Source organism: Naasia sp. (assembly GCF_025465545.1).
Taxonomy (GTDB): domain Bacteria; phylum Actinomycetota; class Actinomycetes; order Actinomycetales; family Microbacteriaceae; genus Naasia.
This window is the reverse complement of the sequence record NZ_JAODMK010000043.1, coordinates 24,741-44,791: the sequence shown is the minus strand read 5'-3', so window position 1 is coordinate 44,791 and position 20,051 is coordinate 24,741. Positions and strand designations below refer to the sequence as shown.

Sequence of the window (20,051 nt, the reverse complement as noted above, 5' to 3'; positions counted from 1 at the left end):
GGTCGGCTCCGAGGTCAGCCGCCGTCCCGCACCAGCCGGGTCAGCTCGAGCGCGTCCCATGGCGCGTAGCCCTTGGCGTCATTGTCGAAGTAGACGTACACGTCCCGCGGGCGCCCATCCGGGCAGCCGGAGCCGTCCAGCCACCCCCGCACCTCCCCCGCCCAGCCGGCCAGCGCAGCCGGGGAGTACCCGCTGACATACAGCTCCTCGTCGCCGTGCAGCCGCACATACACGTGATCCGACGTGATCCGCCGGAGCAGCGGCCACGCCCCCGCTCCGTCCGAGACCACGAAGGAGACGTCGTGCTCGCGCAGCAGCTCTTCGGCCTCCTCGGTCGCCCAGCTCTCGTGCCGCACCTCCAGCGCATGCCGGATCGGCAGGTCCGACTGCGCCGCGAGCACCGGCTCCCCCTTGAGCTTCTCGTCGCGGTGCAGCACGACCTGCTCCGCCGCTCGAGTGCTGCGCGGCAGCCGCGAGAGGAAGGCGGCGACCCGGTCCGCCTCGAACTCCTGGCGCCCGGGAAGCTGCCAGAGCACCGGACCGAGGCGGTCCTCGAGCGCGAGCACGCCCGAGGCGAAGAAGTTGCCGAGAGCGGCGTCGGCGTTCTGCAGCCGCAGCATGTGCGTGATGTACCGCCCGCCCTTGACGGCGAAGACGAAGCCGGGCGGGGTCTGGGCCGCCCACGCCCGATAGCTCGACGGCCTCTGCAGCGAGTAGAACGACCCGTTGATCTCCACCGAGTTGAACCGCTCGGCGGCGTATTCGAGTTCCCGCCTCTGCTGGAGGCCCTTCGGGTAGAAGTCGCCGCGCCAGCGGGCATACCGCCACCCGGAGATGCCGATGTAGGCCCTACCGGTCATGGTCCGAGGCTATCGCCCTCCGCACGCCCCACCGCCGGCCCGCGAACGGCGAGGGGAATGAGGGAATCCCTGTTGGCGCGCCGACTTCTTCTTCTGGGAACGTTTTCATACCCTTGTATCGGAGGTTCCCGCCACGATGTCGATCACCGCACTCGGTCTTGTCCCCGAACCCCGCTCCGTCGAACTGCGCGGTGGCCGGGTGACCCTCGGTGCGCCCGTGACCGTGACCCGGCGAGTCGACCCGTCCCTCCCCTCCGAGGCGTACGTGCTGGAGGTGGACGACGCAGGCATCCGCATCCGGGGCGGCAGTGCCGCAGGCGTGTTCTACGGCGGCCAGACACTGCTGCAGCTGCTTCCCACGGAGCGCATCGCCCGCGTCGGCGGCGACGTCGACGCGGCCCTGCGCATCGCGCCGGTCGACCTCCCCCGCGTCCGGATCGAGGATCAGCCCGCGTACCCCTGGCGCGGCTTCATGCTCGATGTCGCTCGGCACTTCTTCCCCGTCGACTTCGTGCTGAAGATGATCGACCAGCTCGCCGCGCACAAGATGAACGTGCTGCACCTGCATCTCACCGACGATCAGGGCTGGCGCATCCCCATCCCCGGCTACCCCCGGCTCACCCAGGTGGGCGCCTGGCGGCCCGAGACGGCCGTCGGCTTCGACCATGAGCGTCCGGAGATCGAGCACGACGGGGAGCCGCACGGCGGCGCCTACACCCGCGAGGAGCTCGAACACATCGTCGGCTATGCGGCCGAGCGATTCGTGGACGTGGTGCCCGAGGTGGACCTCCCCGGGCATGCGAGCGCCGCCCTCGCCGCCTACCCCGAGTTCGGCAACGGCGCCGAAGGGTCCGTGCGGACGCGCTGGGGCATCAGCACGCAGATCCTCAACCTCGAGGACCCCACCCTGGACTTCGTGTCGGCCGTCTTCACCGAGGTGATGAGCATCTTCCCCAGCACCTGGATCCACGGCGGGGGCGACGAGGTGCCGAAGCGCGAGTGGCGGGAGTCCGCCGCGGTGCAGCGGAAGAAGACGGAGCTGGGGCTTCCCAGCGAGGAGCATCTGCAGGGCTGGTTCACCGCTCAGGTGGACCGGATGCTGCGCCGGCACGGCCGTCGCCTCGTCGCCTGGGACGAGGTCGTCACGGGCGAGGCGCCCCTGGACACCCTCGTGATGGCGTGGCGGAGCACCGCCCATGGGATCAACGCGGTGCTGTCCGGCTATGACGTGATCATGTCTCCGTCCGAGTACGTCTACCTCGACCACCGGCAGTCGCGGGATCCCGATGAGCCGCTCACCTTTCCCGACTCCCCCCTCACCCTCGCCCGCGTCTTCGCGTTCGAGCCGATGCCCGCGGCACTCCGCGGCGTTCGTGCCCGTGGGTCGGTGGTGGGCGCACAGGTGCACCTCTGGACCGAGTACGTGCCGACGGTGGAGCACGCCCAGTACATGACCTTCCCGCGGCTGTGCGCGTTCGCCGAGGCGGTCTGGCGGCAGCCGCTGGAGGAGGGGCGGGCGCGGGACTTCGCGGACTTCATGGAGCGGCTGGACACGCACCTCGGCCGGCTCCGGGCCCGAGGCGTGCTGTTCCGAGGGCTGCACCCTGCCGCCGTCACCACCCGCACGGGCGCGCTGCGCCTGCACCTGTCCGGCCACTAGGCCGGCTCCGTCCTGGCCTGAGCGGACCTGCGCCGGTGGAGTGCTGACCGGACCTATGCCTGGGGCGACTCCGGGAGGGCGACCGGTTCATCCGAGAACCGCGCGGCACGCGGGTCGAGCTCGGTCCCCGATCGCTCGGTGAGGATGTCGTAGAGCTCCGGACGGCGACCGCGCATCCAGCGGCGCCCGGTGGAGAGGGGCAGCAGCTCGAGATCCAGGTCGGCGACGACCACCGCCTCGCCGGCGGCCCAGGTCTCGGCGACGATGCGCCCGTACGGGTCCAGGATCATCGAGTTGCCGGTGCGGACCTCGTCGTCGTCCCGCCCGACACCGTTGCTGAACAGCACGAAGAGCCCGTTGTCGTGTGCGCGCGCCGGCAGCCAGCGCAGCAGCCATTCGCGGCCGTTCTGCCCGCGGAACGCCTGCTCGATGGCGAGCGGGTCGGCGGCCCGCCGGTCCCACAGGTCCATCGGGATGGGCTTCATGCCGTGCGGGCTGCGCGAGTCGGTGCCGCCCGTCTGATGCGGCGCCACCAGCACCGTCGCCCCGAGGAGAGCAGTCGCGCGGACGTTCTCCACCAGGTTGTTGTCCCAGCAGATGAGGATCGCCATCCGCACGCCCCACGGGGTGTCGAAGACGGTGAACCCCTCGCCGCTGGAGATGGCCTCATGCTCGAACGCGTGCAGCTTGCGGTGCACGTGCAGCGCGCCGCCCGGCAGGCAGACGGCGTATGAGTTGAAGAGCCTGCCGTCCGCGTCGGCCTCCAGGAAGCCTGCGCCGATCCCCACGCCCAGCTCCTCGGCCAGCTCGGCCACGGCCGACACGTGGGGGCCGTCAGCATGCTCGGCGAGCTCCTGGAGACGTTCCCCCGTCTGCCTGCGGAGGTGCCAGTAGCCGAGGAGGCACATCTCGGGGAAGGCGACGAACTGGGCGCCGAGCCCCGCGGCCTCGGTGGCGAGCCGGCGGAGGATCGCCAGGTTGGCGTCCGGATGGTCCGGCACCGGCTCGAACTGGACGACGGCGGCTCGCAGGGTTCCGGTGGTCACGGACCCGCCCCTTTCGCTGCGCTGCTCGGATCCGGCTGCTGGGGTGCGGACCCTGATCGATCGGGTCAGGATACCTTCTGCTCCGCCGGGTCTCCGCCGGGCGAAAGGCGGCGCTTCTAGGCGCCCACGCGGCCCGCGGCAACCCCTGTGCGGCGCTTCTCGGGCGCTCCTAGGGTTGCGCCAAGGGGCGCATCTGCGCCCGAGGAGGAACAGCAGCATGGACAGTGAGTCCGCACTCCGCCGGGCCAAGCGCCCGCGCTCGATTCTCGCCGGACCGTACGGACACCCCGTCCATGCCGCGATGATCACCCTTCCCATCGGTGCGTGGACCGCGAGCCTCGTGTTCGACCTGGTCGCGATCTTCGGCAGCGATCCCGAGCCGTTCGTCCGCGGGGCGATCTGGCTGGTCGGCATCGGCACGGTCGGCGCCCTCGGTGCCATGATCTTCGGCTTCCTCGACTACAGCACCCTCACTGCGGCCACCAGGGTCCGCAAGATCGCCACGGCGCACATGGCGCTCAACCTGGCAGCAACCGGGCTGATGATCGCGAGCTTCCTGATCCGGCTCTCGTCGGGCTTTGACGAGGTCAGCGTCGGCGGAGTCGCCTGCAGCTGGATCGCACTCGTCCTCGTGGGCGGCTCAGGAGCGCTCGGCGGGGAGCTCACGTACCGGCACGGCGTGCGGGTCGCCGATGAGGACACGCAGCGCAAGGCCTACTCATAGCCGCGGCAGGGCAGTCGCGGCGCGACCATCGCCGCAGAGTCGTCGTGATCGTCGGGGCCTCGAGCGGGATCGGCCGGGCGAGCGCGCAGGCCTTCGCGCGCCGGGGCGCGTCGCTGGTCCTCGCCTCGCGAAGCCGTGAGGCCCTCGAGGAGGTCGCCGCCGAGTGCCGGGTGCGCGGAGCGACGGCGGTTGTGGTGCCCACCGATGTGAGCGACGAGGAGCAGGTGAAGCGGCTCGTCGCCGAGGCGGTCTCCGCCTTCGGCCGGATCGATGTGTGGGTGGGAGCGGCGTCGGTCTTCAGCTACGGCAGCTTCGAGGACACCCCGGCCGAGGTGTTCCGGCAGCAGCTCGAGACGAACCTCGTCGGCCAGGTCAGCAGCGCACGAGCCGTGCTGCCGGTGTTCCGAGCCCAGGGCGGCGGCAACCTCATCTTCGTCGCCTCGATCTACTCCCGGGTGACGTCGCCGTATGCGTCCGGGTACATCACGAGCAAGCACGGTCTCATCGGGTTCGCCGAGGTGCTCGAGCAGGAGCTGCGCGGCTCGGGCATCCGGATCTCCTCCATCCTGCCGGCCACCATCGACACGCCGATCTACCAGGCGGCCGCCAACTTCACCGGACAGCGGGTGCACCCGATGCCGCCATCGGTGTCACCGCACCGGGTGGCGCGAGCAGTCGTGCGGGTGGCGAAGCGGCCGCGGCGCGCGGTCGTGGTGGGCCGGCTGCAGGGCAGCCTCATCCCGCTGCACGAGTTCCTGCCCGGCGTCTACTCCCACATGGTGCGCCCGGCGATGAAGCTCCTGGCGCTGCGCGGCGGCTCCATCGAGCCTTCCGCAGGCAACGTGCTCCGCCCGGAGCCTGAGCTCGAGGCGGTCACCGGCTCCTGGCGTTGGCCCGCCGCAGCACGACTGCTGCCGTTCGCCGTCCTGGCGGCCGCGATCGTCGCCGTCAGGCGGCGCATCAGGTCACGTCGCGCCGCCAGCTGACGGCGTAGCCGAGCGCCGCGAGAGCGATCGCGTAGGCGGCGAGCACGAGGCCGCCCTGCCACCACTCCAGCGCGGCGACACCGCTTCCGCTGATGACGCTGTAGATGCTCGCCCCCACCAAGGAGTCGCTCGCGGCGCCCGGGAGGAACCTCGCGACCTCGCCGGCCCAGTCCGCGAATCCGCCCGCGAGGCGCAGGATCGGTTCGACGAACTGGGTGAACGCGAGGATCAGCACGATCGAGCCCACCTGGCTGGGCACCAGCACGCCGAGCCCGACGCCGACGACCGCCCAGAGCGCCATGGCGAGGACTGCTCGGGCGAGGAGGGCCTGGATGTCGCCGTCGCCGAGCTGCGAATCGAGCCCGAACACCGCGAACCCGAGTGCTCCGACCCCGACCGTGCCGATCAGTGCGACCACCCCGTAGAGCGCCCCCAGCACGAGCATGGTCCCCCACTTCGCGGCGAGCGAGGCGCCCCGCTTCGGCGTCGCGAGGAAGGTGGGAGTCAGCGTCTTGTGCCGGAATTCGTTGGTGACCGCCAGCGACCCGAGCAGCACCGGGAAGACGTAGCCGACCGCGGTGGCCAGGCTGTAGACCACCGGAGCCACGAGTGCGAGGGGCAGGCCTGCGACGCTTCCCTCCCCGCCCTGCTGGGCGAGCTCTGGCCGGGCCGAGTTCAGGCCGGCCAGCCCGAACGAGATCCCCCCCGCGAGCAGCGCGAGGTAGCCGAACATCACCAGCAGGAGGATCCACCAGATGCGGGTGGTGAAGGTCTTGGTGAACTCCGCCCGCAGCGCGGCGGCGAAGGGGCTCACAGGGCGCCCTCCTCTCCGACGAGTGCCAGGAAGGACGACTCGAGGTCGGATGCGCCGCTCTCGCGGTACAGCGCGCTCAGCTCCACTCCGGCGCGGAAGGCGAGATGGCCGATCGCGGCGGGGTCCGCTCCGGGAACGACGATGCCGTCCCGGCTCGCCTTCCCCGCAAGGCCCCCTGCGTGCAGCGCGACCAGCAGGGCCGCGCGATCGGGCGAGTCGACCACGACGGCGCCGCCCGTCATCGTCTCGAGGCTCGACAGCGGCCCGCTGTGCACGAGCCGGCCCTTCGCGATGATGACGACCTCGTCCACCGTCTGGTGCACCTCGCTGAGCAGGTGGGAGGAGACCAGCACGGTGCGGCCCTCCCCTGCGAGCGATCGGAGGAAGCCGCGGATCCACTTGATGCCCTCGGGATCGAGGCCGTTGATGGGCTCGTCGAGCACGAGCACGCCCGGATCGCCGAGCAGGGCGGTGGCGAGTCCGAGGCGCTGCCGCATGCCGAGCGAGTAGCCGCCGACCCGTCGTCCGGCGTAGTCCGTGAGCCCCACGGTGTCGAGCACCGTGTGCACGCGAGCCGCGTCCACTCCTCCGGCGAGGGCGTGCACCCGAAGGGAGTCACGACCGCTCCGTCCCGGGTGGAAGCTCGCTGCCTCGAGGGCAGCGCCGACCACGGCGACGGGGCGCTCCAGCGACCGGTAGTCGCGGCCGCCGATCGTCGCGGTGCCCGACGTGGGAGTGACGAGTCCGAGGAGCATGCGGAGGGACGTGGTCTTGCCCGCGCCGTTCGGGCCCAGGAACCCGGTGACCCGTCCTGGCTGCACCGTGAAGTCCAGATCGGTGACCGCCTGGACGGAGCCGAAGCGCTTGCTGACTCCGCGGAACTCGATGGGAACGCCGGTCGGCATGGCCGCTCCTCCTCCGGCCCGGATTCTCCGGGCACACGGCCACTCTGGCCGACCCGCCCTCCCGCCGCATCCGCCGCGCGGCGGACTGCCCTCCCTCCGCCGGGCGAGCGGCAGAGCGGGTGAGCGCCTGCCCGGCGAAAGCCGCAGGCCCGCATCGCCCTCGCGGGTGGGGGCCGGTACGGTGATTGAATGCCCATCGTCAAGCGCACCGCGCTTCTCGCCGACGGCCGCGAGCTGTTCTACTTCGACGACGCGGACACCACTCTCGGCCCCGAGCGGGCGGTCGACACACGCGTGCTGGACCCCCGGCCCGACACCGCCACGATGCGCTTGGATGTCCTGACCGGCGACTGGGTCTCGATCGCGGCGGCGCGGCAGAACCGTGCCTTCCTGCCCCCGGCCCACCTCGACCCCCTCGCGCCGCAGAGCGCCGGTAATCCGTCGGAGGTGCCCGCGCTCTACGACGTCGCCGTCTTCGAGAACAAGTCGCCCTCGTTCGGTCCCGCCCTCGCCCAGAACGACCTCGGCTACCCCGTCGCACTCGACCCGCCGCGTGGACTGGAGGACCTCGCCGAGCTCGGGCTCGGCCGCACCCGCACGTCGGTCGGCCGGACGGAGGTGGTGTGCTTCAGCCCCGCCACCGAGGGCTCCTTCGGGACCCAGACGGTCAGCAGGGCGCGGACGGTCATCGAGGCCTGGGCCGACCGGACTGCGGCGCTGTCCGCCCTGCCGGGAATCGAACAGGTGTTCCCGTTCGAGAACCGCGGCGAGGCCATCGGGGTGACCCTGCACCATCCGCACGGCCAGATCTACGCCTACCCCTACATCACCCCGCGCACCACCCGGCTGCTGGACTCGATCGAGCGCACCTCCCCCGATCTGTTCCAGCGAATCCTCGACAGCGAGCGGGCGGGCGACCGCGTGGTGCTCGCCGGCGAGCATTGGACCGCGTTCGTCCCCTTCGCGGCGCGCTGGCCGATCGAGGTGCATCTGCTGCCCCACCGCCCCGTGCCGGACTTCGCGGCGACCAGCGCCGAGGAGCGCGACGAGCTCGCGAGCCTCTACCTGCGGCTGCTGCGCGGAATCGACGCGCTCTACGACTCCCCCACCCCCTACATCGCCGCATGGCACCAGGCCCCGGTGCACCGCGGTCGGGAGACGGTGCGCCTCAACCTCCAGCTGACCTCACCCCGACGGGCGGTGGACCGCCTGAAGTACCTGGCCGGATCGGAAGCCGCGATGGGCGCGTGGATCGGCGACGTGCCTCCCGAGACGGCGGCCCACAACATCCGGAAGGCGATCGAACGGTCATGACCGACATGCGCGACGAGCTGCGCTCCCTCTTCTCCGCGATCACCGGGCGGGACGCCGATGGCGTCTGGTCGGCGCCCGGCCGGGTGAACCTCATCGGCGAGCACACCGACTACAACGAGGGGTTCGTGCTCCCCTTCGCCATCGACCGCCGCACCCTCGTGGCCGCAGGCCTGCGGGACGACAGCCTGATCCGGGTGGCGAGCACGTTCAGCGACGACGTGGTGGAGCTGCCCCTTCCCGACCTCGCCGAGGCGCAGCGCGACGGACACCTGCAGGGGTGGGCCGCGTATCCGCTCGGCGTCGCCTGGGCGCTCGGCGAAGCCGGCGCCGACCTCTCCGCTGTGCGCGGGGTCGATCTCGTGATCGACTCCAACGTCCCGGTCGGAGCCGGCCTGTCCTCGTCCGCGGCCATCGAGAGCTCGGTGGGCGTCGCCCTCGCCGAACTCTGGAACCTCGAGCTCGACCGACCGGCACTGGCGCTGGTCGGTCAGCGTGCCGAGAACGAGGCGGTGGGCGCCCCCACCGGCATCATGGACCAGTCCGCATCCCTGCTGGGCAGGCCCGACGCGGCCGTCTTCCTCGACTGCCGCTCGCTCGAGACCGCCATCGTGCCGCTGGGACTGGCCGAGGCGGGGCTCACCATCCTGGTCATCGACACCGGCGTGAAGCACGAGCACTCGACCGGCGGCTACCGCGAGCGTCGCGCCTCCTGCGAGGCGGGGGCTGCCGCGATGGGAGTCTCCTCCCTGCGCGACCTCAGCGTCGAAGACCTCGACCTGGCCCGCACGATGCTCGACGACGTCACGTTCCGCCGGGTGCGGCACGTGGTCACCGAGAACCAGAGGGTGCTCGACACGGTGCAGGCGCTGCGCAGCGCCGGCCCTCAGGCGATCGGAGACCTGCTCGACGCCTCCCACCGGTCCATGCGCGACGACTTCGAGATCTCGGTCCCCGAACTCGACCTCGCGGTCGAGACGGCCCAGCAGAACGGCGCCGTGGGAGCCCGGATGACCGGCGGCGGCTTCGGCGGCGCGGCCATCGCCCTGGTGGCCGAGGACGCCGTCTCCCGCATCCAGGTGGCCATGGACGGCGCGTTCGCGGAGCACGGCTTCGACACCCCGGACACCTTCGTGGTGCGTCCCTCGGAGGGCGCCAAGCGCGAGCCCTGACCGCCGCCCTGCCGGTGCGGCCCCGTGGATCCTCGGGCGTTCCTCACCGGACCGCCCGTCGGGGCTAGGAAGCGCAGGCGTCGATGAAGTAGAGGACGCTGTCCCCGTCCCGCGCCACCTCGGTGAACCCGGGCGCGCCCACGGCGCGGTCGATGCCCGAGAAGTACTCGGCCGCCCTGTCGTCGCCGCCCTGGATGCCCTTCGAGGAGAACAGGTAGTGGGCGTGCAGCCGGTCGAGTGCCGCGCAGATGCCGGGGTCGGTCGAGACCGCGTCGAGCCGCTCGGCGACGAGGGCGCGGTCCTTCCCCCAGCTGCCGGTCAGGTGGGGGAACACCGACTCCCGGCCACCGATGGCCCAGGTGAGTGCCGAACCGTTCCACGGGTTGCCGACCACCGACTCGCCCTGGGGCACGAACTCCGGGAGTCGCTTGATCAGTCGCACCTCGGCGGCGTCGAGGAGCCTGCCGCCCTTGTCGCTCTCCTCGAGGGCGAAGGTGCGCGCGATGGCGCCCTGCATCCCCAGCAGGCTCGGCACCGTGGTGATCGCGACGACGAGCGCGCCCGCCACGATCGCTGCTGTCCCGGGGCCGCGCGGTCCCACGCGGCGCGCGATCCAGTCGCGTCCTGCGCTCGCCGCCACGGCAGCCAGCGGCACCGCGAGCAGAGGCAGGACCGAGAAGAGCCGGTACTTGTCCTTGTACCAGAGCCCGGTGAGCACCTTCACCAGGTCGGCGTCGGACGACGCGGCCAGGCAGTACAGGACGCCCAGGACGGCGAACGACGCGACCAGCCAGCGCAGCCCCCTGGTGCGCAGCGCGAGCACGATGCCGGCGATCGTGAGGAGAGCGAGCCCGGCCGCGGGGACGATCATCGTGGCGCCCGGGACGACGACCGGGGTCTGGGTGAGTACCTGCACCACGGCGCCGAGCAGCGACTGGTTCGCTCGGGCGGGACCCCCGTTGAGCCGGTCCGAGATGGGACGCTCGTCGGCGTGGAAGTAGCGCAGGACGGCGATCGCGGCGAGGACGCCGAACCCGACCAGAGCCGCGCCGCCGAGGACCACGGTGAGCGTGACGAAGCGGCGGCCGCCCGGCCGCCTGGCCCGGCCGGCGAGCCAGCGGTGGACGAAGGCGACCAGGAGCGGCGTCGCGACCGCGGCGAAGCTCACCATCGACCGCGGGTGGGCGAACACCTCCGCACCCAGCCAGATCGCGAACAGCAGGAGATCGCGCGCCACTCCGCGATCGGCCCCGTCCGGAGTCAGCCGGAGAATCCGCACTGCAAGGGCGAGACCCACCGGCATGAGCGCATAGGCGATGCCGGTCGGGTACAGGGTGCCCCAGTCCAGCAGCAGGTAGGGGAACGCAGCGAAGCCCGAGGCCAGCAGCGGGGCGACGACGGTCGCGGCCGTCCGCGCGCGCGCGGGGGCGACCGTCGAGGTGAGCCAGGTGACCGCAGGAACCCACACACCGATGGCGACCGCGAGCCAGGTCGCATTGGTCGCCAGCGCGCTGCTCGCCCCCGACACCTGAGCCGTCAGCGCCACAAGCGCGTGCCAGACCGCCGGATAGAACTCGATGTCGTCGCCGGGATTGTTGAGCCGGTACAGCGTGAACGAGGAGGCATGGCCGGTGTCGAGGATCGACGCGGCCGCGTTCAGGTGGAAGACCGCGTCGTAGGTCTGGCTGATCGCATCAGGCGCGGGAAGCGCTGATGCGACCACGAGGAGGATCACCACGGCAGCGGCCGCCCAGGCCGGCAGCAGCCAGCGCAGCCGGGGCTCCTCCGGCGATCGGCTCGGCAGCCGCCGGAGGAGCACGCCGATCCCGAGGGCGAGGGCGGCCGTCAGCAGCACGCCCAGCGCGATCGACCAGGCGGCGAAGGGGATCCCGAGGATCTCCAGGAGCACGGCCCCCAGGCCCAGCACGGCACACGTCACCGGGCCCGCGAGGGCGGCGAGGGGAAGGCCGCGCAGACCGAGGGCGGCGCCGACGGCGAGGCCCGGAATCAGCACGACCACGAGGGCGGCGAGGACGACGCCGATCAGCGGCACAGCCTCCACGCGACCCCCTCCGGCTCGAGGGTCAACGATAGTTGAGCGTCGGTACCGCCCTCGGCTCCCGCGCCTCCCACCCGGATCGCGGGCCGCCCAGGGTCAGACGTCGCTGAAGTCGGGATCGAAGTCCGAGGTGATCGCCTCGCCGTCCTCGGCGGCCCTGGCCGGCATCGGCAGGCTCGGTCCCAGTGCCGCGATCCGCTTCTCCAGCTCGGCCACGACTTCCGAATCGTCGAAGTCCAGCTCGTCGCCCTTCGTCTGCACCGCGGTGATCTGGCTGGCTGGTCCGATCAGCACCTCGACCGACCAGACCGCACCGGAATCGTCGAACGCGGGGATCTGCACGACATCGTCGGTGTCCCGCCGGCCCATCAGCTTGGCGTACTCGAGCAGCTTCTCGGAGATGCCGTTGGTGGTGACGAAGTGCTCGTCAGAATAGGAGATGCGCCTCACCCGAACATCTTGACCCGGGCGGGCGGCACAAGCCCACCCGGTTGACACGACGGGCGCTCTCAGGGGAGGCGGGCTTCCTCCTCGTATTCGGCAGCCTGCGGGTGGTTGCGAGCCAGCAGGAACACTCCCAGGATGGCCGCCGCTCCGCTGACTCCGTATGCCAGCACCGCCCAGAGCGGCGTCCGCGCCGCCTCCCCCAGCACGAGCACCCCCAGGGTCACCGCGACCAGCGGGTCGAGGATGGTGAGGCCGGCCACGATGAGGTCGACCGGCCCCGACGCGTAGGCGCTCTGCACGAAGTAGGCGCTCGCGGTGGCTGCGGCCACCAGGGCGACCGCTCCCACGAAGGTGAGCCAGCCGATCTCGCCCACCGACACCCGGGTGACGACCGTCTTGGCGAGCGTGACGACGAACCCGGAGAGCAGCCCCGCGGACAGGACGTTGATCATCGCCGGGAAGCGCCGCCGCAGGGTGACCACCGCGACCAGGATGAGGACCACCGCGACCGACAGGACGGTGAGGATCACGCCCAGGTCGGCATCCGACACGACCGAGTTCCGCGCTGTGAGGGCTCCGACCGTCACGAAGGTGCCGATGCCCGCCACGCACACCGCGATGGCGGAGATGGACGCCCAGGACAGCCGATAGGAGTGCGCCCTCGCGTTGAGCAGGGCCGTGATCACCAGAGCGACGACCCCGAGCGGCTGCACCACGATGAGCGGCGCGAGCCGGAGGCTGATCAGGTTCAGGACCATGGCCGCGCCGGTGAGCAGGATGCCGAGGAGCCAGAGCCGGTTGCGCACGAGGATCGCCAGCTGCCGCAGCTTCAGTCCGCCGCCCGGCCCGTCCGAGTGGCTCGTGGATTCGACGCCGCGATGCTGCAGCTGTGCGCCGACCGCGAGCAGCACGGTCCCCGAGAGGGCCGTCAGCACGCCGAGGATGGCGATGGTGTCGAGTGACACGGTGGCCCGCCCTCCCCCGTCGTGCTCCTGGGTCGGCGAGCCGTACGCCGACGTCCCACCGTTCTATCAGGCTTGCGCCCGTCGGTCCGGGAGCGTGCCAGCGCGGGCCGCGTCGACCGATTGCGTCATCACCGCAGCGGAGGCGCCAGTGCCCATTCCAGCCTCGAACAGCGAATTCGGGAATGCGTCCCAGTAGTCAGTTCGGAGGCCTCCGGATGGTCGGATTGCGGCGATTCTCCATGGTTTTCTTTGCACTCTTCTCTGCCGCTGAGTAACCGCTGAATGCGCGGTTTTTCCGCCGGAATCGACCCATACAGTCAGCGGAGCGCGGCCACCGGCTGCGCGACGAGTGCGGATAGTTGAAGCGCCGCATTGGGGGGACCCGCCGATATCGACCTGCCTTTCACCCAAGGAGCACGATGTTTGACAAGAGGTTCATCAAGAATGCGATCGACCGGAGCGCGGAGAGTGAGTGGGACCGTCGTCGGTTCCTCACTGCGGCCGGCATCGCCGGAGTCGGGGTGGGCGTCTCCGCGCTGACCACCGGCGGAGCATCCCGCGACGTTGCCATGGCGGCCGCGTCGGGCGCGGTCACGGACGGCGCGGTCCTGAACTTCGCCCTCAACCTCGAATACCTCGAGGCGGAGTTCTACTCCCAGGCCGTGTACGGCCACGGCCTCCCGGCCTCCCTGCGCACCGGCAAGGGCAAGCAGGGACCCGTGACCGGCGGACACGCCGTGCCGTTCAAGACCGATCGGCTGAAGGAGATCGCCACTCAGATCGCGCAGGACGAGAAGAATCACGTGAGCTTCCTCCGTACGGCCTTGGGCAGCGCGGCAGTGTCGGAGCCGGCCATCAACATCAAGGAGAGCTTCACCGCTGCCGCGATGGCCGCCGGCCTCATCACCAAGGGCCAGACGTTCGACCCGTACGCCAGCGAGGAGAACTTCCTGCTCGGTGCCTTCGTGTTCGAGGACGTCGGAGTGACCGCCTACAAGGGCGCTGCTCCGCTGATCTCGAACAAGACCTACTTGGAGGCCGCAGCCGGCATCCTGGCGGTCGAGGCGTACCACGCCGGGATCATCCGCACCGAGATCTTGGAGAAGGGTCTTGCGAGCTCCGCGAACAAAATCACCGCGGCGCGCGACAGCCTGGACGGACCGAGCGATCTCGATCATGCCCTCACCAGGAACGGTGGCACGGCTTTCCTGGTTCCGACCCACAACAGCGCCAGCATTGTGGACTCCCGCAGCACGGCGCAGGTCCTGAACATCGTCTACCTCAACCCCGCGAAGGTCACCCAGGGTGGATTCTTCCCCGCCGGCGTCAACGGCACCTTCCGCGAGAGCGGCGACAACGACTAGTTCGTTCCGCTGACCCGAGAACCTCCCGCCGCGCGGACGCCGATCACCCGAAGTTCGGCGACTGCGCGGCGGGAGACCCGACCGAGGAAGGAAGCCATGTTCGGCCTCACTCTCGACAAGATCGTGCTCATCGCGGTGATCGCGGTCTTCCTGATCGGACCGCAGCGGCTGCCGGAATTCGCCTCCCAGCTCGCCCGGTTCGTGCGGAGCGCGCGCGACCTCGCGGACGGGGCGAAGGACCGGATGCGGCAGGAGATGGGTCCCGAATTCGACGAGGTCGACTGGGTCAAACTCGACCCGCGTCACTACGACCCGCGCCGGATAATCCGAGACGCCCTTCTCGACGAACTTCCGTCGGCCGGTTCACGCCCGCCTATCTCCCCCTCGAAACGCTCTTCTGCACCGATGCCGGCGGAATTCCCGGCAGGGCTCTCTCAGCAGCATTCCGCTGCAGAGGAGCCGTCCAGCTCGCCTGAAAGGAATTGATCCCCATGCTCGGAAATCTCGGAGGATGGCACCTCCTCGTCATCCTCGCCATCGTGCTTCTGCTCTTCGGCGCGGCCAAGCTTCCCGCGCTCGCCCGCAGCGTCGGGCAGTCCACCCGCATCTTCAAGAGCGAGATGACGACTGCCAAGGACGACGACGCCGCGCCCGCCGACATGGTCGACGCCGAGGTCGTCGTGCCGCGCACTCCCCCGAAGGTCTGACGGTGACGGCGGCAGCGTCTCTGCGCCGCTCGAGGGACCGGCGGATGTCGCTCGGGCGGCACCTGATCGAGCTCCGCAACCGGCTCTACCGCTCGGCCCTGGCCGTTCTGGCCGGAGCCGTGGCGGGGTGGTTCCTGGCCGACTACGTCTTCGAGGCGATGCGCTCCCCGCTCGCCGAGCTGGCCCTGACCCAGGGGCGGCTCGCCAGCATCAACTTCGACCGTCTCGGCGGCGCGTTCGACCTGAAGCTCCAGATCGCGTTCACCCTGGGCATCATCGTCTCGAGCCCGATCTGGCTCTACCAGATCTTCGCCTTCTTCGTGCCGGCGCTCTCCCGCACCGAGAAGCGCTACACCTTCGGCTTCTTCCTCTCCGCGGTGCCGATCTTCCTGGCCGGCTGCGCGGCCGGCTGGTTCGTGCTGCCGCACATCGTGTCAATCCTCGCCGGGTTCGCGCCGGCGGAGTCGTCGTCGCTCATCCAGGCGAACGACTACTTCACATTCCTGCTGAAGCTGGTGCTGGCGGTGGGCGTCGGGTTCGTGCTGCCCGTGTTCCTCGTGCTGCTCGACTTCCTGGGAGTCCTGAGCGGCCGGACGATCCTCACGGCGTGGCGCACCGCCCTGCTCGCCATCCTGATCTTCTCGGCGATCGCGACGCCGGCCGCCGACGTGATGTCGATGTTCCTGCTCGCGGTGCCGATGGCCGTGCTCTACCTGGCGGCCGCGGGGGTCTCGATCCTGCACGACCGGCAGGTGGAGCGCAGGGCAGCTCAGCTGGAGCAGCAGGCGACGGCGGCTCTCCGCCGCTAGTCCCTCCCCCGGCCTATCCCTGAGCAGGCAGAATTTCGCCCAGCAGGCAGGACGGCCCCCAAAAGCCGGGGCGGAGCGAATTCTGCCTGCTGAGCGAAAGTGCGGGAGCGGTCAGCCGGCGACGCGGATGAGCTTCTTGTTGACGAACTCGTCGGCACCGTAGCGGCCGAGCTCGCGTCCGGAGCCCGACGACTTGACGCCGCCGAAGGGCAGCTCGGGCGAGTCGCCCAGCACCAGGTTGATCCAGACCATGCCCGCGTCGATCCGGTCCGCCACACGCATGGCCTGGTCGGGGTCGGTCGTGAACACGTAGGAACCGAGTCCGTACTGGGTGTCGTTCGCGATGCGGATCGCCTCGCTCTCGTCGGCGACCCGGTACACCTGCGCGACCGGGCCGAAGAACTCCTCCCGATACGCGTCCATGTCGCTCGTGACGTCGGCCAGCACGGCGGGCGGGAAGTAGGTGTCCTTCCGCTCGCCCCGGGCGAGCACGGTGGCCCCCTGCGCCACGGCTCGATCGAGCTGCTCCTGGAGCCGCTCGGCCGCTGCCTTGGATGACAGGGGTCCGAGCACGGTGCCGGGCGCGTTGGGATCGGCGGGCTGCACCGCGGTGATCGCGGCGGTGAACTTCTCCACGAACGCGTCGTAGAGCTCGTCCGCCACGATGAACCGCTTGGCCGCGTTGCAGGACTGTCCGTTGTTGTCGAGTCTCGCGTTGACCGCCGACTCGACCGTGGCATCCAGGTCGTCGGTGGAGAAGAGGATGAACGGGTCGGAACCGCCCAGTTCGAGCACCACCTTCTTGAGGTGCCGTCCCGCCAGCTCGGCTACCGCCGCCCCGGCCCGTTCGGAACCGGTGAGCGAGATCCCCTGCACGCGAGGATGCGCGATGATCTTCGCCACCTGATCGTGAGTGGCGAAGACGTTCGTGTACGCGCCGCGAGGAGCGCCGGCGTCACGGAAGATCGCCTCGATCGCGAGCGACGACTCGGGGCACTGCTCGGCGTGCTTGAGCAGGATCGTGTTGCCGATGATGATGTTGGGGCCGGCGAAGCGGGCCACCTGGTAGTAGGGGAAGTTCCACGGCATGATGCCGAGCAGCACGCCGAGCGACGAGCGGCGGATGAACGCGTCCCCTGCGGCATCCTGCAGCTCGATCTTCTCGTCCTTGAGAAAGCCGGTCGCGTTGTCGGCGTAGTAGCGGTAGATGTCCGCGGCGAAGTCGACCTCGCCGAGGGCCTGCTCGAGCGGCTTGCCCATCTCGCGGACGATGATCGCGGCGAGCTCGTCGCGGCGCTCGGTGTGCAGGTCCGCCACCCGCCGGATGATCTCGGCGCGCTCATCCGCCGTGGTCGACCGCGACCACGTCTCGTGTGCCTCGCTCGCGGCAGCGATGGCCTCGTCGAGGGCGTCATCGCCGATGCTGTCATAGTTGCGGACGGTCTCGCCGCTGGCCGGATCGACGACTGCGTACTGGGTCATGGATTCTCCTTGCTGAAGCTGGGCAGAGTTACGGCTCTGCAGGATTCACGGTAGTTGTCGTGCGGGCCTTCGTGTTCCCCCGGACGTCAGGGAATGAGCAGCTGCCGCAGAGCGGTGCCGGACGCGAGTTCCGTGAGGCTCGCCTCCGCTTCCCTGAGCGGCCGTCGCGCGCTGACCAGCTCGTCGATGAAGAGGTTCCCCTCCATGTACTGGTCGACGAGCCAGGGGATGTCCCGCGCGGGCCGGATGCCACCGTAGTTGGAGCCGAGAATCCGCTGGTCGAGGTCCACCAGGGTCTGCGGCTGAAAGGCCACCTCGGTTCCGGCGGGAGGGATTCCGACGATCACCGCCGCACCCCCGATGTCGAGCATCTCGATGACCTGCCGGGTGGTCTGGGCCTTGCCGATCGCATCGAAGGCGAAGTCGACGCCGTCAGGGAGAAGCTCCCGCAGCAGCGCCGACGCGTTGCCCGCGCTCGCGTCCAGCACGTCGGTGGCACCGAGACGGAGCGCGAGTGCGGTCTTCTCCGGTCGCACGTCCACGGCCACGATCCGGTCGGCGCCGGCCATCCGCGCCCCCTGAATGGCGGACAGTCCGACGCCCCCGCAGCCGATGACGGCCACCCGGGAGCCGGGAGGAACTCGCGCCGTGTTCCGTACGGCCCCGACGCCCGTCGCCACGGCGCAGCCCACCAGCGAGAGCACGTCCAGCGGCGCATCCCGGCGCACCTTGATGGCGCCCGCTGCCGGCACGACCGCTTCCTCGGCGAAGGTGGATGTGCCGAGGTAGTGGTTGATCCTCTGGCCGCCGATGCTCAACCGGGAGGTGCCGTCGTTGAGGCTGCCGGTGAGCGCCACCACGGTCGCGGCGACCTCGCACCGGGCCTCCTGCCCACGGAGGCAGGCTCGGCATCGGCCGCAGGGCGCGACCCAGCTGAGCACGACGTGGTCCCCGATCTCCAGCCCGCGCACGTCGCTGCCGACCTCGGTGATGACGCCGCTGCCCTCGTGGCCCATCACGAGCGGCAGAGGCAGATCCCAGTCCCCGTTCCGGACGTGCAGGTCGGAATGGCAGACTCCGGCTGCCGCGATCCGGACCCGAACCTCCTCGGGTCCCGGCGACGCCAGGTCCACGTCGAGCTCCTCGACCGGACGGTCCCTGCTGGTGAAGACGATCGCTCGCACGTGTGCTCCTCAGTCCCGGGCGGAGACGGTTTCCGGGGCGTCCGCCACGGCATTCTCCCGCAGCGCGAAGCGCGGGCCGGCGTCGCCCCGGGCGAGACGGGGCCGAAGCCCCAGCAGCCACCACAGGCCGGCCACAGCCATCGTGATCACGAAGACGATCCCGTTCACCTGGAAGGCCGGGAGGAGCAGGAGCGCGAGCAGGACGAGGGAGAAGGCGATGAGGCCGCCGACGTAGACGGCAGTCCGCCAGCGTCCGAGGTCGAACGTGCCGGGGTCGCCCTTGGGCAGCCGGCCCCGCCGCTTCGCCACCAGGAGGCCCGAGGTCGTGATCACGTAGACCGTGAAGTAGCCGAGAGCCGACATGCCGAGGATGAAGGCGAACGCCTCGGCGCTGACGAACGCGGTGAGCAGGAGCGCGAAGGAGAGGATGCCCGTCGCCCAGACCGCAGAGGACGGCGTCTTGTGCCTGGCGGAGACGCGGCGCAGCTGCCGGGAGAAGGGGAGCACGTTGTCGCGGGCCATCGCGTAGGTGAGGCGGGTTGCCACCAGCATGTTGGCGAGCACGCAGACGAGGATGTTGGTGATGGCGAGAGCGACCACGATCTTCGCGAACCAGGGCGACACCTGAGCGCCGATGATGTCGGCGATGGGCGAGGCGCTGCCCGTGAGGGCGGCCGGATCCTTGATCGCGAGGAGGAAGACGATGTACATGAAGAACTCGACGACCGCGGAGACGCCGAGCGCCATGAACATGGTGCGCGGGATGACCCGCCGCGCGTCCTTCGTCTCCTCGGCGATGTCCGCGGCCGCCTCGACACCGAGCAGTCCGAAGATGCAGCCGAGGCTCGAGGTCAGCCAGACCGCGAGATAGGGCGAGACGCCGGTGTCGCCCGCGGAGAAGAGGAACGAGACCTCCTGGTGGTCGCCGCTGACGAAGAAGGCGACGACGGCGACGAACGCGGTGGCACCCACGGTGACGACGAGCTCGAGGCCGACGCCGATGTTGTTGAGGGCCGTCGCGAGGCGGACGCCGTAGACGTTGACGATCACGCAGAACAGGACGATGACGAGCGAGATGAGGATCTGGACGGGCGTCGACATCTCGATGCCGAGAAGGCCGCCGACGTAGCCCGCCATCACGTACGCCACACCGGTGAACCCGCTGATGAACCCCACGAGGCCGGCCCAGCCGGTGAACCAGCCGGCGGTCGGGCTCACCAGGCGGCTCGTCCACTGATAGGCGTAACCGGAGAGCGGGATCTTCGCCACCAGATCACCCGCGATCAGCGCCCAGATGAAGAACACGGCCACGGCGATCGGGAAGGTCCAGACGAAGGCGGGCCCCGCAGTGCCCAGGCCGAAGCCGAAGCCGGAGAAGACCGCGGTCGTGGCACTGATGACGGCGAAGCCGAGCAGGAATGAGGAGAGCCACCCCACCGACCGGTCCAGCCGCTGCTTGTAGCCGAATTCACGGAGCTTCTGGTCCTCGTCGGTCAGCGCCATCATCAGTCCTTGTCTCCGCCGGGGGGTCCGGGGTAGCCCGAGCATAGGTAGCG

19 protein-coding genes are annotated in these 20,051 nt (G+C 70.3%); 9 read left to right on the top strand and 10 right to left on the bottom strand.

Going from position 1 to position 20,051, the window contains the following annotated elements:
• Nucleotides 1-14: 14 nt before the first annotated feature.
• On the bottom strand, nt 15-860 hold the full coding sequence (locus tag JWR33_RS11335; protein WP_297412025.1) for a DUF72 domain-containing protein: 846 nt from the start codon (nt 858-860) through the stop codon (nt 15-17).
• 136 nt (nt 861-996) lie between these two features.
• Here JWR33_RS11335 and JWR33_RS11330 point away from each other — a divergent pair, with 136 nt between their 5' ends.
• A complete protein-coding gene (locus JWR33_RS11330) occupies nt 997-2,520 on the top strand; it encodes a beta-N-acetylhexosaminidase (RefSeq protein WP_297412024.1) in 1,524 nt (507 codons plus the stop codon).
• 53 nt (nt 2,521-2,573) lie between these two features.
• Here JWR33_RS11330 and JWR33_RS11325 read toward each other — a convergent pair whose 3' ends face one another.
• Nucleotides 2,574-3,566 (bottom strand): nitrilase family protein, encoded by a 993-nt coding sequence (locus JWR33_RS11325; RefSeq protein WP_297412023.1) that lies wholly within the window; start codon nt 3,564-3,566, stop codon nt 2,574-2,576.
• A gap of 217 nt (nt 3,567-3,783) precedes the next feature.
• Here JWR33_RS11325 and JWR33_RS11320 point away from each other — a divergent pair, with 217 nt between their 5' ends.
• Both JWR33_RS11320 and JWR33_RS11315 read left to right on the top strand, forming a co-directional pair.
• A complete protein-coding gene (locus JWR33_RS11320) occupies nt 3,784-4,290 on the top strand; it encodes a DUF2231 domain-containing protein (protein WP_297412022.1) in 507 nt (168 codons plus the stop codon).
• Nucleotides 4,291-4,334: 44 nt separating this feature from the next.
• A complete protein-coding gene (locus tag JWR33_RS11315; RefSeq protein ID WP_297412021.1) occupies nt 4,335-5,276 on the top strand; it encodes an SDR family NAD(P)-dependent oxidoreductase in 942 nt (313 codons plus the stop codon).
• On the opposite strand, the gene JWR33_RS11310 is transcribed toward JWR33_RS11315, so the two are convergent.
• Nucleotides 5,251-6,090 (bottom strand): ABC transporter permease, encoded by an 840-nt coding sequence (locus tag JWR33_RS11310; RefSeq protein ID WP_297412020.1) that lies wholly within the window; start codon nt 6,088-6,090, stop codon nt 5,251-5,253. The genes JWR33_RS11315 and JWR33_RS11310 overlap by 26 nt on opposite strands.
• Nucleotides 6,087-6,995, bottom strand: coding sequence for an ABC transporter ATP-binding protein (locus JWR33_RS11305; protein ID WP_297412019.1), 909 nt, complete (start codon nt 6,993-6,995; stop codon nt 6,087-6,089). Before JWR33_RS11305 ends, JWR33_RS11310 begins: the two co-directional genes overlap by 4 nt.
• A 189-nt stretch (nt 6,996-7,184) precedes the next feature.
• On the opposite strand from JWR33_RS11305, the gene galT reads away from it, so the two are divergent.
• Entirely contained in the window at nt 7,185-8,309 is a 1,125-nt protein-coding gene (gene galT, locus JWR33_RS11300) for a galactose-1-phosphate uridylyltransferase (RefSeq protein ID WP_297412018.1), read from the top strand.
• On the top strand, nt 8,306-9,478 hold the full coding sequence (gene galK / locus JWR33_RS11295) for a galactokinase (protein WP_297412017.1): 1,173 nt from the start codon (nt 8,306-8,308) through the stop codon (nt 9,476-9,478). Before galT ends, galK begins: the two co-directional genes overlap by 4 nt.
• A 64-nt stretch (nt 9,479-9,542) precedes the next feature.
• On the opposite strand, the gene JWR33_RS11290 is transcribed toward galK, so the two are convergent.
• The 3 genes from JWR33_RS11290 to JWR33_RS11280 all read right to left on the bottom strand — a co-directional run bounded on the left by JWR33_RS11290 (nt 9,543) and on the right by JWR33_RS11280 (nt 12,949).
• Complete coding sequence (locus JWR33_RS11290) at nt 9,543-11,540, bottom strand: DUF6541 family protein (RefSeq protein WP_297412016.1); 1,998 nt, start codon at nt 11,538-11,540, stop codon at nt 9,543-9,545.
• Nucleotides 11,541-11,633: 93 nt separating this feature from the next.
• Nucleotides 11,634-11,987 (bottom strand): hypothetical protein, encoded by a 354-nt coding sequence (locus JWR33_RS11285; protein ID WP_297412015.1) that lies wholly within the window; start codon nt 11,985-11,987, stop codon nt 11,634-11,636.
• Between the two features lie 59 nt (nt 11,988-12,046).
• Entirely contained in the window at nt 12,047-12,949 is a 903-nt protein-coding gene (locus JWR33_RS11280) for a DMT family transporter (protein WP_297412014.1), read from the bottom strand.
• Between the two features lie 419 nt (nt 12,950-13,368).
• Here JWR33_RS11280 and JWR33_RS11275 point away from each other — a divergent pair, with 419 nt between their 5' ends.
• The 4 genes from JWR33_RS11275 (at nt 13,369) to tatC (ending at nt 15,829) form a co-directional block, all read left to right on the top strand.
• Nucleotides 13,369-14,313 carry a ferritin-like domain-containing protein gene (locus tag JWR33_RS11275; RefSeq protein WP_297412013.1) on the top strand — a complete coding sequence of 315 codons (945 nt, stop codon included), beginning with the start codon at nt 13,369-13,371 and terminating at the stop codon, nt 14,311-14,313.
• 96 nt (nt 14,314-14,409) lie between these two features.
• Nucleotides 14,410-14,799: a twin-arginine translocase TatA/TatE family subunit gene (locus JWR33_RS11270; RefSeq protein WP_297412012.1), complete on the top strand. Its 390-nt coding sequence runs from the start codon at nt 14,410-14,412 to the stop codon at nt 14,797-14,799.
• Between the two features lie 5 nt (nt 14,800-14,804).
• The gene (gene tatA, locus JWR33_RS11265) at nt 14,805-15,020 is read left to right on the top strand and encodes a twin-arginine translocase TatA/TatE family subunit (RefSeq protein ID WP_297412011.1); all 216 of its coding nucleotides are present in this window, start codon (nt 14,805-14,807) and stop codon (nt 15,018-15,020) included.
• 44 nt (nt 15,021-15,064) lie between these two features.
• Entirely contained in the window at nt 15,065-15,829 is a 765-nt protein-coding gene (tatC, locus tag JWR33_RS11260; protein WP_297412010.1) for a twin-arginine translocase subunit TatC, read from the top strand.
• 111 nt (nt 15,830-15,940) lie between these two features.
• On the opposite strand, the gene JWR33_RS11255 is transcribed toward tatC, so the two are convergent.
• From JWR33_RS11255 to JWR33_RS11245, 3 genes are all read right to left on the bottom strand, one after another.
• Nucleotides 15,941-17,311 (bottom strand): NAD-dependent succinate-semialdehyde dehydrogenase, encoded by a 1,371-nt coding sequence (locus JWR33_RS11255; RefSeq protein WP_297412009.1) that lies wholly within the window; start codon nt 17,309-17,311, stop codon nt 15,941-15,943.
• Between the two features lie 86 nt (nt 17,312-17,397).
• Nucleotides 17,398-18,495, bottom strand: coding sequence for a Zn-dependent alcohol dehydrogenase (locus JWR33_RS11250; protein ID WP_297412008.1), 1,098 nt, complete (start codon nt 18,493-18,495; stop codon nt 17,398-17,400).
• A 9-nt stretch (nt 18,496-18,504) separates the two neighbouring features.
• Nucleotides 18,505-20,001, bottom strand: coding sequence for an amino acid permease (locus JWR33_RS11245; protein WP_297412007.1), 1,497 nt, complete (start codon nt 19,999-20,001; stop codon nt 18,505-18,507).
• Between the last annotated feature and the right edge of the window lie 50 nt (nt 20,002-20,051).

Excerpts from the sequence above, each read along its gene's own strand:
- JWR33_RS11255 (WP_297412009.1), bottom strand. The coding sequence starts at position 17,311 with ATGACCCAGTACGCAGTCGTCGATCCGGCCAGCGGCGAGACCGTCCGC.
- galK (WP_297412017.1), top strand. The coding sequence starts at position 8,306 with ATGACCGACATGCGCGACGAGCTGCGCTCCCTCTTCTCCGCGATCACC.
- JWR33_RS11305 (WP_297412019.1), bottom strand. The coding sequence starts at position 6,995 with ATGCCGACCGGCGTTCCCATCGAGTTCCGCGGAGTCAGCAAGCGCTTC.
- tatA (WP_297412011.1), top strand. The coding sequence starts at position 14,805 with ATGCTCGGAAATCTCGGAGGATGGCACCTCCTCGTCATCCTCGCCATC.
- JWR33_RS11275 (WP_297412013.1), top strand. The coding sequence starts at position 13,369 with ATGTTTGACAAGAGGTTCATCAAGAATGCGATCGACCGGAGCGCGGAG.
- JWR33_RS11245 (WP_297412007.1), bottom strand. The coding sequence starts at position 20,001 with ATGATGGCGCTGACCGACGAGGACCAGAAGCTCCGTGAATTCGGCTAC.
- tatC (WP_297412010.1), top strand. The coding sequence starts at position 15,065 with ATGTCGCTCGGGCGGCACCTGATCGAGCTCCGCAACCGGCTCTACCGC.
- JWR33_RS11330 (WP_297412024.1), top strand. The coding sequence starts at position 997 with ATGTCGATCACCGCACTCGGTCTTGTCCCCGAACCCCGCTCCGTCGAA.
- galT (WP_297412018.1), top strand. The coding sequence starts at position 7,185 with ATGCCCATCGTCAAGCGCACCGCGCTTCTCGCCGACGGCCGCGAGCTG.
- JWR33_RS11335 (WP_297412025.1), bottom strand. The coding sequence starts at position 860 with ATGACCGGTAGGGCCTACATCGGCATCTCCGGGTGGCGGTATGCCCGC.
- JWR33_RS11320 (WP_297412022.1), top strand. The coding sequence starts at position 3,784 with ATGGACAGTGAGTCCGCACTCCGCCGGGCCAAGCGCCCGCGCTCGATT.
- JWR33_RS11270 (WP_297412012.1), top strand. The coding sequence starts at position 14,410 with ATGTTCGGCCTCACTCTCGACAAGATCGTGCTCATCGCGGTGATCGCG.